We start from the raw sequence: 14,413 nt of genomic DNA, 5'->3' as shown, positions 1-14,413 counted from the left end.
TGTCGTGCGACAATCGCTTGCGGTGTTCGACGACGCGCTTTTGCTTGGTTTTTCATCCATGTCGTTGCCCCTGGGCCACTGCAGGCTTCCGCACGCCATGCATAAAAAACGCCGCGGAATTTATATTCCGCGGCGTCAGGATGTTTGATCTCGGTATCAGGAGTTGGTCGTTTCCTGGAAGAGATTGGTGCCGATGCCGGTATAGGTGAAGCCGTGTTTGCGGATCTCGTCGCTGCGGTAGATATTGCGCAGGTCGACCAGGACCGGAGCCCGCATCGACTGCTTCAGGCGATTGAAATCGAGCGCACGGAACTGGTTCCATTCGGTGACGATGACCAGCGCGTCCGCGCCAGCGGCTGCTTCATAGGGGCCGCTCGCATACTCGATATTCTCGATGACCTTGCGGGCGTTATCCATGCCTTCGGGATCGTAGCCGATCACCTGGGCTCCATTGTCCTGCAGGGTCTGGATGATGGCGATTGCCGGGCTGTCGCGCATGTCGTCGGTGTTCGGCTTGAAGGTCAGGCCGAGGATCGCGATCTTCTTGCCGCGAATGTCGCCGCCGACCGCAGAAATCACCTTGCGTCCCATCGCCCGCTTGCGGTTGTCGTTGATGGAGATCGTCGTCTCGATGAGACGAACCGGCGCGTCGAAATCCTGCGCGGTCTTGGCCAGGGCCAGCGTATCCTTGGGGAAGCAGGAGCCGCCGTAACCCGGGCCGGCGTGCAGGAACTTGGCGCCGATACGGCCATCGAGACCGATGCCGCGCGAAACGTCCTGGACATTTGCATCAACCCGTTCGCAGAGATCGGCGATCTCGTTGATGAAGGTGATCTTCATTGCGAGGAAGGCGTTGGCAGCATATTTGATCAGTTCGGAGGTACGGCGGGAAGTGAAGACCAGCGGCGCCTGGTTGAGATAAAGCGGACGATAGACCTCGGTCATGGCTTCGCGCGCCCGGTCGTCGTTCAGACCGACGACGATGCGGTCGGGGCGCTTGAAATCTTCGATCGCTGCGCCCTCGCGGAGGAACTCGGGATTGGAAACGACGGCGACATCGGCTGTCGGATTGGTTTCGCGGATGATGCGCTCAACCTCATCCCCGGTCCCAACCGGTACGGTCGACTTGGTGACGACGACGGTGAAGCCTTCTACGTAGGTCGCGATCTCGCGCGCCGCCGCATAGACGTAGGAGAGATCGGCATGGCCGTCGCCGCGCCGGGAGGGCGTGCCGACCGCGATGAACACGACGTCGGCGCCACGAACGCTTTCGCCGACATCCGTCGAAAAGGACAGGCGGCCGGTGCTGGTGTTTTCGGCGACCAGTTGATCGAGACCTGGCTCGTAAATCGGAATGCGGCCCTCGCGTAGGGCCTCGATCTTACTCAGATCCTTGTCGACGCAGATGACGTCGTGGCCGAAATCCGCAAAGCAAACGCCTGAAACGAGGCCGACATAGCCTGATCCAATCATCGTGATGCGCATATTTCCCTCAAATCATTAGAGTAGAACGTCATGCTGCGTCGCAGCATGGACCCCGTCATACTTAATCTGGGCGAAAAGACAACATCGAAGATCGCCTTGTGGCCCAAGTCGGAATTCCAACTCAGGGCGCTGCGACCCGCGCCAGCTGCCCTGTCGACTGCAAAAACATAGTTTTGTGTGGGCGATATGACAAGTCGAGCCGCGCATCGGAGCCGACTCGACTTCAACCCGGAACGGGCGGATTTAATTATTTAGATGTGGGCATTGCGGAGGCTAAGGCACTTCACGACTTTGCCGGAATTGCCCCAGCCGCGCCCGTTTTTACAGGCGATACCAGACGTAAGGGTCGGTATCCGATTGAATCTTGTCCCAGCGCAGATCGGTATCGCGCCAGTTCTTGATGCTGCTTTTCCTGTTGTCGAGCACCAGGTCGCCCTTGTCGGTTCTGACCACAAGGACGGCGTGTCCTTCGCCGGAGGGCGTGTATGCCGTCGCAATTCGCAAAGCGCGTGACGACCAGCCCATTGCCATCAACCGGCTGCGCTTGGTCAGCGCAAAATCCTCACAGTCGCCGCTGCGGACGTTCACTTTCCAGACATCGCCGTTCAGTTCATTGCGGGGATCGTTCCTGCCGATCATCGTACGATTGACGGAGTTGTTCACATCCTTCAGCTCCAGCATTTCCTTGTCTGTCAGCGCCACCACCGACAAACCATGGTTGTCGCGGCATTCGGCAGGGTTCTGGGCGCAGAACAGCACCTGGGCGAAGGGCGGAATGATCGTTCCTTTTTCAGAGATATAGCTCACTCCTGAACCGCTGGTCAGGCCGCGGGCGAAACCGGCGGGGCCGGCGGCAAATGCAGAGCAGGCATTCGCTGCTGTAAAAGCCAGTGCCAGAAGTGTAACGAACGTCTTCTTCATCTCTTCATCCCCGTTCAGGGCAACCGATTGAGATCAGGCTTGCCTTTTTTCTCAGTCAATGGCATGGCGATTAGTGATCTGCCAAGTATTGGGCACAGAACGTCTTTCCCGTTTCTGCCGCTTGAAGGAGCATAATCGGGGCCGGTCTCGATTGGCTTAAGCCTTTCGGGACAATTTTAAACGATGTGGAATTCTGTTGCACTTTAACACGCAAGCGTTTGATATGCAACTTATGTTGGTACGAGTATATTAACCGTATTGGTTGTATCTCTCTCGTTGCTGCTGCTGATGAGCGAATCAAATGTTATCCAACCTCATCAACGGGCAGGTCTTGCGGGAGACAATCCTCGTTGCCTTCATTGGGCTGGTAATATTGACGCTCATTCCGTTCGGAAGCGTCACGCCCTTTCCCTTCGCCTTCGCTGCGATCGGGATGTTTGCTCTGGCCATTACGGCGGGGCTGCTGCTTGGAGAGCCGAGTCAGGCTGGATGCGTGTTCAACATCGCCCTGTTTCTGCTGGTCGTGCTGACGGGGTGGACGTTCGTCCAGACAATCGAACTGCCAGCCAATTGGCTGGCAAACCCTGCCTGGAGCGCTGCGCGTGACTTGGCGGGCGTTCAATACGCGGCGATCTCCGTCGAGCCGGCCGATACGCTCGCCTCGATTCTCTGGCTGGCTCTGCCTTTCGTGACCTTCCTGACCGGCCTGGTCTTGTGCGATACCGATCAACGGGCGCGGAAAGTGCTGGCCAGCCTCGGACTGACGGCGGGCGGTATCGCGGTTTTCAGTCTGATACAATTTTCGATGTTTCCCAACATTCTGATCGTCATCGAAAAACACGCCTACCTCGACAGCCTGACGGCCGTGTTCGTCAACCGCAATACCGCCGCGACCTTCCTCGGGCTGGGAACGCTGCTCATGCTGACCCTGGTCAGGGATATTGCCCGTTCCTATTCAAACCATCCGCCCGGCGAGCCGGGCCGAAACGTTCTTCTCCTGAGGGTGTGGATCTACATTCTGCTCTTGAGCGCATGTTTCACCGCGCTGATGCTGAGCCGATCACGCGCTGGGATATTCGCGACCTTTGTTGCCGCTCTCATCTACTTTCCCTGGCTTGTCATCTCATGGAACAACTCCAGGCGCCATATGAGACCGACGCCAAGGTGGCGGTCGATATTAAAGCTTCTTTCGGCGATGATCTTCGTTGTCCTGTTGCTGAGCATGTTTGCCGGCCAGGCGATTTTGCGTGCGCAACAGCGGCATCTCGAGGACGATGATCGTTTTTGCATCCTGCCGGGCATCTGGCGTGCCATTTCGGATCATTGGGTGACGGGGACGGGACTCGGCACCTTCCGCACCGTGTTTTCCGCCTATCGCGATCCGGCCTGCGGCATTTTCGGAATCTTTGATCGCGCTCATAATTTCTACCTCGAAGGATTTCTGGGCCTCGGAATTTTATTTCCGATCGCGGCGCTCATCGCCTTTTCGGTGCTCGCAAGTGTGTTTTGGCGGGGGCTCGTTCAACGGCGCCGCTTGAGACATTACGTTCTTCTTGGTCTGGCGGCGACGGTTTTGGTCGCCCTTCATGCTACGGTTGATTTTTCGCTGCAAATACCGGGCTTTGCGGTATTTTTCGCCGCCTTCCTCAGTGCCGTGGTCGCGATCAGTCTTGGACGCAATAATGGAGACGCGAAACGACTATATGAGGGGGCTGCTCAACAGCGGACGGTTTGAGCAAATGGGTTGGTGAAGGTTTTTCGAAAATGCCGATTGCGCGGCAACGCGCTGTTGACTCTGAAACGCAACAGATTTTATAGCGGTGCAGCCTTTAGATCGTTGCCGGCCCCATACAAGACGGGTTGGATCGTATTCGCCTTCGTGAAGGCTTGGCGTTGCCAGCCTGCCACAGTTAGAGGAATGTTAATCCGCCTACAGTCATTATTGATCGGGGATTGTCTTGTATTTCGTAAAATTGCGGGGCAGTACCTCCAGGGGCGTCAACACAGGTTATTCTATGGGTTGTTTTCCTATCGGTAGTACACGCGTCGCCATTGTTGTAGCGCTAACGAGTATATTGGCAAGCTGCACGTCGTTGCCAAGGTCCGGTCCCGATCATACAGATGTTGATCGAGGTGCGGCTGTGAAAGTAACAACGAAGGAGCGTCGCGTCGGCATCGACTACGCCCTGATTGATCTTAGCAAAAACGTCCTGTCATTTTTCACATCTCCGCAGCCGACCTCCTTCAAGGGGTTTGGCGGCGGTCGGGGCAAGGCGCCTGAGATTCCGCTTGGTTATGGCGACGTGGTTCAGGTTGCTATCTTCGAAGCTCAGTCCGGTGGACTGTTCATTCCCTCGGACGCCGGCAGCCGACCCGGCAATTACATCTCGCTGCCGGAGCAGACCATCGATAGAAACGGAACGATCACGATTCCCTATGCTGGTCGCGTTCCGGCTGCAGGCCGTCTCAAGGAGACCGTGGAGCAGGACGTCGAAGATCGGTTGGCCAGCCGCGCGATCGAACCGCAGGTGGTTATTACGACAACGACCAGCCGCTCCAGCCAGGTGGCCGTGCTTGGTGACGTCAACAATCCTCAGCGCATCACGATCAGCCCGGCCGGTGAGCGCGTCCTCGATGTCATTTCTGCCGCGGGCGGTTTGACGACCAACAATATTGAAACGAATGTGACGCTGCAGCGCCGCGGCAGAACCGCAACCGTCGCCTACAACACGCTGTTGAAGAACCCGGCGGAGAATATCTATGTCGCGCCGGACGATACGATCTCGGTTGACCATGAGCGCCGCACCTATCTTGCGCTCGGCGCGGCCGGCGTTAGCGGACGTTTCGATTTCGAAGAGTCCGACCTGACGCTTGGAGAGGCAATCGCCAAGGCGGGCGGGCTCCGCGACGATCGTGCGGATCCAGCTCAGGTCCTGCTCTATCGCCTTGTCCCGAAGACGACAGTTGCCGCGATGCATGTCGATACGACCAGGTTTGCGGGCGATACGGTTCCGGTGATCGTTCGCGCCAATCTTCGCGATCCGGCGACCTTGTTTGCTGTTCAGCAATTCAAGATGGAAGACAAGGACGTTATCTATATCTCCAATTCGGACTCTGTTGAATTGGTCAAGTTCCTTGACATCGTAAACTCGGTATCGTCCACTGTCGCCGGCGTGTCGGATGACGTGAACGATACTCGCAACGCAGTGCGCAATCTCGGACGTTGATTGAAATGGGCGGGCCGGCGTCGATCGTTAGTGATCGAGGCCGGCGGCCTATCGGCTAGCGGATTTGATGAAGGAAATTGTGGGTATGGCAAGGTCAGCTGTTTATCGTCGGCTTGCTTATAGCGGAGTTATCGTCGCGGCTTTTGCCGGCATGACTTCAAGCGCTCTTGCGGCTGCTTGCCTGGGGCCGGCAAATCTGACGCCGGTCGACATCAGCGGATTTACGGCCAATCCCGCCGTGCTGCTCGACATGTCCGATCCATTGGTTTTGTCATCGCGTGTACGCGCATTGGTCGGAAGCAGCGACGACGCCCTGTCGCCGGTGATCGAGCAGGCCAAGAAGGCCAATGCCGCCCAGATGGCGGCGATCGGCGCCGGTCTTGGACGGGCGGCCAACAGCTGCCAGGTCTCGGACCCGCAATTCAAGCTCGCGATCGAAAAAGCGGTCGCCGAGGCGGCCACTGCCGATCCTAACCTTGCGCCGCTGCTGGCAGCCTTTGCGAAGGTTCTCGCTGAAGGCGGCACAGCGGCACTCGGTCCGGGCGCAAGCGCGGCTGCGGCAGCATCGGGTATCGGCAATGACGGATCGATCGGCCGCACCGGTCCCGGGGCGGATGACGGTACGCCGTTTGAGGGCAGCGCCACAACTGCCGGCACGCTGCAGGTTTCGACTGCGGGGGACGGCGATAGTTCGTCGACCTCAACGACGACACTGATCAGCACGGGCGGGGCAGGGCAGTCGTCAACCGACCCGACGCAATCGACGAGTCAGAGTGTGCCCGTCACACAATAGCTGGATTTGCCTGTAGATCTTAGCGCTTGACGCCTTTGTTGGAGATCGAAATTGCTGTCGCCAGATAAACTTACGCCGCGTATCGACCCCTCCCGCGATACGGGAAACGAAGCTGATTTCATCGATTTCGACAAGCTCATTGCCATTGCTCGCCGGCAGTGGCGGATCGTTGCAGCTTGTGCTTTCGCTTTTGCCATTCTCGGCGTCGTCTATGTCCTGACATCCGTGCCGGTTTACACCGCCGACACGAGCGTGTTGATCGACCGCAGCGACAATCAGGTCATCAACCAGCTGGCCGCGTTCGGCCAGCTGGACGACGACGAAGGCACCGTTCTCAGCCAGGTCGAGCTGTTGAAGTCGGACACGATCGCCTACGCGGTCGTCGACAAGCTGAAATTGGTCGATGACCCGGTATTCAACGCACCGAAGAACTCGCTTTTTTCTGTCGCGACGCTAAAATCCCTGATGAATTTTCGTTCCTGGTTTGCCGATGACGCGGCTGTCGCGCCCGACCCGCAAGCGAAACGGAGAGCGGCCGCAGAAACGGTCGCGGGCAATATCGATGTCGAACGCGTGGGCAAATCCTACGTTCTCGATGTCAGCTACACCTCGCAATCGCCGGACCTAGCGCGTGAAATCGCAGCCGCGATCGCCGACGTTTACATGGTCGACAAGCTCAATTCCAAATATGAGGCGACACGCCGGGCCGGCGAGTGGCTGCAGGAGCGTATCGAAGAGCTTCGGCAACAGGCGCTGGACACCGACCTCGCGGTGCAGAAATTCCGCAGCGAGCATGGGCTTGTCGAGTCAGGATCCGGCACGCTGCTCAGCGAACAGCAGCTCTCCGAGCTCAACAGCCAGTTGATCACCGCCCAGGCCGCGACGGCCCAGGCCGAGGCGAAATACGCCCGCATCAAGTCGATCATCCAGGCCAAGCAGACCGATGCGATCGTGACCGACGTGCTCGACAGCTCGATTTCGAACGATCTTCGCAAGAAATATCTGGAAGCGTCGAAGCTGGAGGCCGAGATCGAGGCACGGCTGGGTCCGGACCACGTCCAGGCCGTCCGGCTGCGCGCCGAAATGGCCGAATATGAACGGCTGATGTTCGACGAACTCAATCGTATCGCCGAGAGCTACCAGAGCGAGCTGCAGGTTGCGCAATCGCGCGAGAAATCGCTGCGCGACAGCGTTGACCAGGCAACGGGCGTGGCCGCAACGGCGGGCGAGACGCAGGTTCAGCTTCGTGAACTCGAGCGGACGCGCGATACCTATAAGAATCTCTATCAGAACTTCCTGACGCGATATCAGGAGGCAATCCAGCAGCAGAGCTTCCCAATTACCGCCGCACGTATCATCACAATCGCGGAGACGCCGACGAAGCCGAGCGCGCCGAAGAGAAGCCTCGTTGTCGCTTTTGCCATGTTCCTGGGATGTGCATTCGGTAGCGGCATCGGCGCGTTCCGCGAATTCCGCGATCGCTTCTTCCGCACCGGTGACGATGTCAAGGACATGCTCGACGTCGAGTCTCTCGGTGTCATGCCGCTAATCGAGAACAACGTCGAGGATCCGACCCTCGTCGATCCGGGCAATCCGCGCAGCATTGCCAGAGGCGGCAAGACGACGACCTATGTTGAGGAGCATCCGCTATCGGCATTCGCCGAGACGCTTCGAAGCGCGAAGATCGCCATCGATATCAGCGCGGCCGATCAGCGCTGCAAGGTCATCGGCGTCGTGTCGAGCCTGCCGGGCGAGGGCAAGTCGACGACGGCCATCAACTTTGCCAAGCTCCTGGCAATGCAGGGCGCGCGTTGCCTGCTGATCGACGGCGATATGCGAAATCCCGGAGCGACCCGGGCGATCGGCCGCCATGCCGAAGCCGGCTTGCTTGAAGCAATCGTCGACAACCGCCCGCTCAAGGATCTCATTCTTCTCGATCCCAAAACGAAGCTTGCATTCCTGCCGACGGTGGCGCGATATCGCGTTCCGCACTCTTCGGAGCTGCTGGCCTCGCGTGGCATGGATCAGCTGCTTGAAATGGCGCGCCAGAGCTTCGATTACATTATCGTCGACTTGCCGCCGCTCGCCCCTGTCGTCGACGCGCGCGCCATTAACCCGAAGCTCGATGCCGTCGTATTCGTGATCGAGTGGGGCAAGACCTCGCGCAAGGTGGTTCAGTCGACCCTGTTGTCCGAGCCGGATCTCTATACCAAATGCGTCGGCGCGATATTGACCAAGGTCGATCCGTCGCAGATGAAGCTCTACCGGACATTCGGCTCCAGCGAATATTACTATAAGCGTTATTCGCGATACTATACCGAGTGATGCTCGCCGGTCGGCATATTTCACCTGCAAGGATCATTTTCCTTATCGTCACCGCGGTCCTCGCGGTGCTGGCCGGCCGAGAACTGTATGCTTCGATCAGAACCGCCAGCATCTCGATCGTTGCCGAAAGGATCGAGCGCGGCGACACCGTCACGGATGACATCGCGGCCAGATATGCGGCGCGCGCAATCGCCGTGGTTGACGGACATTATTGCCGATCGGACATTGTCGCCGCCGGCGTCACGCTGGTTCTGGCGCAGCTCGATCGGCAGAATGTCAATATCAACTACGACGCCTGGGTTGCCGCGGCCTCGAATGCCCGCCGCTACCTCCAATATGCGCTCTCCTGCATGCCGACCAACAGCAATTTCTGGCTTCGTCTCGCCGCCGTTCAGTCGACAATTGCCGAAGAGCCGCTTGCGATTGCAGAAATGATGAAACGTTCGGTCGCTCTCGCGCCCTATGACGAGTCGATCGTTTTGACCCGGTTTTATTTCTGGAACGATTTCACCGATGCAACACTTTCGGCGGCCAGCAGCGCCGTTGACGGCGATCTGACGACGATGTTGAAACTCGGCGACCGCTGCAGGGTCAATGCCACCATGAAAGCCATCAGCCCGCAGCTCCGTCCGGTCTTCGATCGGATCTGGGCAAGTGTCGGGGAAGGGGCGACGGCGCGGTTTCGGCAGCGCTGCAGCCGGTGATTACGGCTGCAAAGCTTCGACAATTGAAGTCGGCGCCTTGAAGCGGTCTGTGGCCCATGACTGAAGAAGCTGGGTGACACGGTATCAGCTTTCGTCGCCATCGAGGCGACCGAATGGCTCGGGAAACTTTCACCTTCTTACCACGACAACGCCCGCTGCTTGTGCCGCGGGCGTTGTTTCTTGATGGTTGTCGATGATCAGACTTCGACGCCGCCGGAAACGACGTCGGTGCCGGTAATGTTGAGCGTCAGAATGCCGGCCTCCGTGTGGCCTTGGCCATCGGAGATCTTGTAGTACTGGACGGTTTCGGTGACGTGATCGCCGGGCGCAATATCCTGCGTCAGCTCATAGGTGAACTCGCCATTCGCCTTGACGTGGAACGTGCCATAGGTGCCGAGAATATCGGTAATGGCGCCGCTATTGCCGTTGACGTTCGTGCCGTCGAACTGGCGGAGGAAGAGTTGACCATTGCCGCCCGGAATGTCGTCGACCAGCGCGTTGCCGCTGATCAGATCGCCTTCGTTAAAGCTGTAATGGTCGTCGACCGCGACCGGCTCGACCTGGGTTACGCCCTGAATGTTGAGGGTGAACAGGCCCATATCAGTATGGCCGGAGCCGTCGGAGATCTTGTAGGAAACCTTCTCCTGAATCAGCTCGCCGTTGGTGAAGCCAATCTTGGCGGTATCGCTCAGGACATAGGTATAGATGCCGCCGGCCTTGACGTAGAAGGTGCCGTAATCCCCCTGGATCGTGGTGACCTGGCCGTGCTGTTGGCGCCGACGCTCTGTTGGTCGAAGGCGCGCAGGAAAAGGTTGCCGTCAGATGTGTCGTTGCTGCGCAGGTTTCCGGAAATAACGTCGGTTTCCAGAAAAGTTGCAGTATCGTCGGTTGCGTGAGTAGCCACTTGCCTCTCTCCTTGAAATCGATCTTCGCCGGTCATTTTCGACTTCAGCGAGCCGCCAGATTGGCAACTGCGTCCGGCCCAGTAAGCCGGCTTGCTGTCGTGAAGTTGCAACCTTATCGCGACGAAGTATAATTAATACACCAATCTATTTATATTGAAGGCGCAAGAATTATTGCGAGATATCACGCATTTTAGTGTTTCATTTTAGCAGAGGGAGAGAGGTCGGTAGTTAGAAGATTTTCCATTACCTTGGGAGATCGCAGCATGACCGTCTATTACGTGAATTCAGTGACAGGATCCGACAATAACAACGGAACCGGTGAGAGTTCAGCCTTCGCGACATTGTCTGCTGTTGAAGCCTTGAAGCTAAATCCGGGCGATAGCGTGCTGCTTGCCGCCGGAAGCGTGTTTAACGAACAGTTCGACCTGAAATATTCCGGCAGTGTCAGCGCTCCGATCACAATCGGCAGCTACGGCATTGGTGACGCACCGGTCATCCGCAGCAGCAATGACGGGATCCACGGTTCCAAGGCGTCGAATATCGTCATCGAGAACATCAAGATCGCCGATACCGGCGCCAACGCGATCTATGCGGGCAATGTCTCGAACTGGACCGTGCGCAATGTCGAAGTGTCGAATACCGGCCTGTCCGGAAAGCCGGGGTCGGTCAGCTTCCAGAGCAGCCAGAACATCACGATCGAGAACAGCAGATTGACCGGTGTGCATTCCGACGGCATCTGGATGGACAAGGTCAAGGGCATCACGCTCCTCAATAATACGGTCACCAACAGCCAGGGCAGCGCGGCCGACGCCATTCAGCTCAACGACAGCAGCAATATCTTGGTCAAGGACAACCACCTGGAACAGACCGAAACCAACAGCGCCAAGGGTGTGCTGGTGCTGATCCGGGCGCAGAGTGCCGTGGTCGAGGGCAATACGCTGGTGGGTGGCGGCTTCGGGTTGAGCGCGCAGGCGGGCACGAACATTGCCATCCACGACAATGACATCTCGGGATATGGCGGTTACAGCTGGTCCTACGGCATCGGCCTCGGCGATCAGGGCAACGCGACAAACTACGATATCAGCGGGAATTATCTGCACGGGGGCGTATACGGCGTGCTGATCAGCGCCATCGGCAATCCCGCTTATATCCGCGAGAATATCGTCATTCATGACAATGTTTTCGACGATCTGTCTTCCTCGGCGCTGAAGGTCGACAAGCCCGCATCGGGCTCCTTCTACGACAATATCATCGACAGCGCCGTGCCGACGCTGACGATGCCGGCCACAATCGCCGCCCAGAACACGTTCACCATCGGCGGAAGCAAGACGCTCGAGCAAGCGCAGGCCGAAATCGACAGCGCCGCCGGCAGCACGACCGGCGATACGCAGGTCAGCTCTCCTGCGCCTGCCGCGGAACCGCTGGTCGCCCCCCTGCCTGCCGGCACCCAAAAGATTGTCGCCGTCCATGACAGCCTGAAGATCACGGAAGATACCGGCAGCGCCTATCACGGCAACCTGCTTGAGAACGACAAGGCCAGCAACGGCACGATACTGCTTCGCCGCTTCGGCGACAGCGCGGTCGACAAGCACGGGTTGACGCTGGCGGGGAAATACGGAGTTATTCACGTGGAACGCGATGGCGACTACAGTTACACGGTCGATGCCGCCAAGCTCGCCGGTCTCAGCGGCAAGGTCAGCGAATCCTTCCAATATAAAATCTCCGATGGCGCTTCCCATATTGACACCGACAGCTTGAGCGTTTCCATCAATGTCGACACATTCCACAGCAGCCACGCCTCGCACCTGCTTTCCTAACGTTGAAGCGCTTCGGCATGTTTCCCCGTTCGATTTACGTTTCGATCTCGGACGGGCAGCGTCTGCCGGACCGAAATACGCCGGGTGAGCGGTGGCAAAATGTTCCGCCGGTGTCAGATTAATCGAACTACAGATTGCAATTATAGTTAACGCGGTAGTAGATACCGAAGCTAATGTGCCACGGTTTCGCCGCTTTGGACCGTTATTGGGCGACTTGCGCTTTTCACTTGCTTCCGACGGGATGATTATCGTACCGTTAAAGTTAGAGCCTCTGAAATTGTTCGTGATAAATTTGTATTTTCGGTCACGTTTCGGTGGGATTCATGTACTAGTGTAGGAGCGTGCCAACGGGTTCGGCGAGGGTGCCGGGTCCGAGGGTAGCCATGTCAATGATCGGGCCTGAGGGGCCTGCAACTGCAGTGCGGACCAGCGTATTCGCTGCGTGCGTAGTGCGGCAGGAGAGGATTGCTTCGTGTTTCAGAGTTCAACAGCTGACGTTAATGAACCGTCCAAAGCCTTGCGGAAATGCAAAAGCGGGCTCATTTTCATTGGCATAGCCAGCGCGCTTATCAATATCCTCTATCTCACAAGTTCATTTTTTATGCTTGAGGTGTATGACAGGGTTATTCCCAGCAAAAGCATACCGACCCTGGCTGCCCTGGCGATACTTGCATTAACTCTTTACGCCTTTCAGGGAGCCTTTGAGGTTCTCAGGAGCAGAATGCTCGTCCGCGTTGCCGGTGCGCTCGACGAGATGGTGAACGGGCGAGTGTTTCGGGCTCTCATCAAGGCGCCGCTGAAGGTCAAGATCGGCGGCGACGGGTTGCAGCCCCTGCGTGATTTCGATCAGATCAGAACCTTCCTGTCGGGCATGGGTCCGACGGCGATGTTCGATCTGCCCTGGCTTCCCTTCTATATCATCATCTGTTTCCTGTTCCATCCGGCGATCGGATATATCGCCATCGGCGGATCGCTGGTGCTCGCCATTCTGACGTTTCTAACCAACCAGGGCACGCGTACGCTGTCCAAACGGCAATCCGAAGCCGCCAATATGCGCAACGCTTTTGCGCAGAGCTCGATCCGCAACTCCGAGGTCATCCACGCCATGGGCATGGCGGGCACCATGGCCGACATTTGGGATCGCAAGAACAGCGAATACCGGCATATCACTCGGCAAGCATCCGATGTCGGCAACGGATATGCGACGATTTCGAAGATTTTTCGTATCGCCCTGCAATCGGGAACGCTGGCGACCGGCGCGATTCTCGTCATTCAGGGACAGGCCTCTTCGGGCATCATCATCGCCGGCTCCATCCTGACATCCCGTGCTCTGGCGCCTGTGGAAGCGGCGATCGGAAATTGGCGCGGTTTCGTATCCGCCCAGCAGAGCTGGGGCCGGCTTGCGAACCTGCTGAAGACAATTCCGGAGATGCCGGCTCCGCTCACGCTTGCGGCGCCCAGCAAGCAGGTCACGGTCGAGGGTGTGGCCAGCGGACCGCCGGCCGGCCAGCGGCTGGTCATTTCCGATGTCAGCTTCGGCCTGCGCGCAGGCAGCGCGCTCGGCGTCATCGGTTTCAGCGCCTCGGGCAAGTCGTCGCTGGCGCGGGCGATGATGGGCATCTGGCCGACAGTCAGGGGATCCATTCGCCTGGATGGCGCGGCGCTCGACCAGTGGGACGGTGATGCCCTTGGCCGCCATATCGGTTACCTCCCGCAGGACGTGGAGCTTTTCTCGGGCACCGTCGCGCAGAATATCTGCCGCTTCGCCAAGGAGATGTCGCCGGAGGCCGTGGTTGCGGCGGCGAGGGCGGCGCGCGTTCATGACCTTATTCTGCGTCTGCCGAATGGTTACGAGACCGAAATCGGCGAGGGCGGCGCGGCGCTTTCGGCCGGTCAGAGACAGCGTATCGCCCTTGCGAGAGCGCTTTACGGTGAACCCTTCCTGGTCGTGCTCGACGAGCCGAATTCCAATCTCGATGAGGAAGGCGAGCGGGCGCTGAGCGCTGCGATCATGAGCGTGCGGGCACGCGGCGGCATTGTCGTCGTCATCGCGCATCGCTCTGGCGTTCTGGCCGTGTGCGACTTCGTGCTGATGATGCAGGAGGGCAGAATGATCGCATTCGGCCCGAAGGAAGAAGTGCTGGCGCGGGTCAGCCGGCCGGAAGCGACGCGTACTCCGATTGCCGAGCGCGTGGCTCAGCTCAAAGTCGTGGTCGATGGCAATGCGGCCGAATAG

General features: G+C 58.3%; 9 protein-coding genes and 1 pseudogene. 7 read left to right on the top strand and 3 right to left on the bottom strand.

Features of this window, described 5'->3' with window-relative positions; translation table 11 throughout:
* Positions 1 to 156: 156 nt before the first annotated feature.
* Together GGI60_RS04945 and GGI60_RS04940 are read right to left on the bottom strand one after the other, a co-directional pair.
* Complete coding sequence (locus tag GGI60_RS04945; RefSeq protein ID WP_183912105.1) at positions 157 to 1,485, bottom strand: UDP-glucose dehydrogenase family protein; 1,329 nt, start codon at positions 1,483 to 1,485, stop codon at positions 157 to 159.
* 321 nt (positions 1,486 to 1,806) lie between these two features.
* Entirely contained in the window at positions 1,807 to 2,406 is a 600-nt protein-coding gene (locus tag GGI60_RS04940; RefSeq protein ID WP_183912106.1) for a transglutaminase-like cysteine peptidase, read from the bottom strand.
* A gap of 301 nt (positions 2,407 to 2,707) precedes the next feature.
* Between GGI60_RS04940 and GGI60_RS04935 the strand changes: the two genes are divergently transcribed.
* The 5 genes from GGI60_RS04935 (at position 2,708) to GGI60_RS04915 (ending at position 9,455) form a co-directional block, all read left to right on the top strand.
* Complete coding sequence (locus tag GGI60_RS04935) at positions 2,708 to 4,141, top strand: O-antigen ligase family protein (RefSeq protein ID WP_183912108.1); 1,434 nt, start codon at positions 2,708 to 2,710, stop codon at positions 4,139 to 4,141.
* A 280-nt stretch (positions 4,142 to 4,421) separates the two neighbouring features.
* Positions 4,422 to 5,633, top strand: coding sequence for a polysaccharide biosynthesis/export family protein (locus GGI60_RS04930; RefSeq protein WP_183913829.1), 1,212 nt, complete (start codon positions 4,422 to 4,424; stop codon positions 5,631 to 5,633).
* Between the two features lie 85 nt (positions 5,634 to 5,718).
* On the top strand, positions 5,719 to 6,426 hold the full coding sequence (locus GGI60_RS04925) for a sugar transporter (protein ID WP_183912110.1): 708 nt from the start codon (positions 5,719 to 5,721) through the stop codon (positions 6,424 to 6,426).
* 51 nt (positions 6,427 to 6,477) lie between these two features.
* Positions 6,478 to 8,751 carry a polysaccharide biosynthesis tyrosine autokinase gene (locus tag GGI60_RS04920; RefSeq protein WP_096768904.1) on the top strand — a complete coding sequence of 758 codons (2,274 nt, stop codon included), beginning with the start codon at positions 6,478 to 6,480 and terminating at the stop codon, positions 8,749 to 8,751.
* Entirely contained in the window at positions 8,751 to 9,455 is a 705-nt protein-coding gene (locus tag GGI60_RS04915) for a hypothetical protein (protein ID WP_183913831.1), read from the top strand. Before GGI60_RS04920 ends, GGI60_RS04915 begins: the two co-directional genes overlap by 1 nt.
* Positions 9,456 to 9,652: 197 nt before the next feature.
* On the opposite strand, the pseudogene GGI60_RS04910 reads toward GGI60_RS04915, so the two are convergent.
* A pseudogene (locus GGI60_RS04910) lies at positions 9,653 to 10,359 on the bottom strand (Ig-like domain-containing protein).
* A gap of 264 nt (positions 10,360 to 10,623) precedes the next feature.
* Here GGI60_RS04910 and GGI60_RS04905 point away from each other — a divergent pair.
* Both GGI60_RS04905 and GGI60_RS04900 read left to right on the top strand, forming a co-directional pair.
* Entirely contained in the window at positions 10,624 to 12,177 is a 1,554-nt protein-coding gene (locus GGI60_RS04905; RefSeq protein ID WP_183912112.1) for a right-handed parallel beta-helix repeat-containing protein, read from the top strand.
* 472 nt (positions 12,178 to 12,649) lie between these two features.
* Positions 12,650 to 14,413 (top strand): type I secretion system permease/ATPase, encoded by a 1,764-nt coding sequence (locus GGI60_RS04900; RefSeq protein WP_183912114.1) that lies wholly within the window; start codon positions 12,650 to 12,652, stop codon positions 14,411 to 14,413.

The sequence above is a fragment of the Rhizobium lentis genome (assembly GCF_014200175.1).
Taxonomy (GTDB): domain Bacteria; phylum Pseudomonadota; class Alphaproteobacteria; order Rhizobiales; family Rhizobiaceae; genus Rhizobium; species Rhizobium mulingense.
The sequence above is the reverse complement of the archived record's forward strand: the minus strand, read 5'-3'. Positions and strand labels throughout refer to the sequence as shown.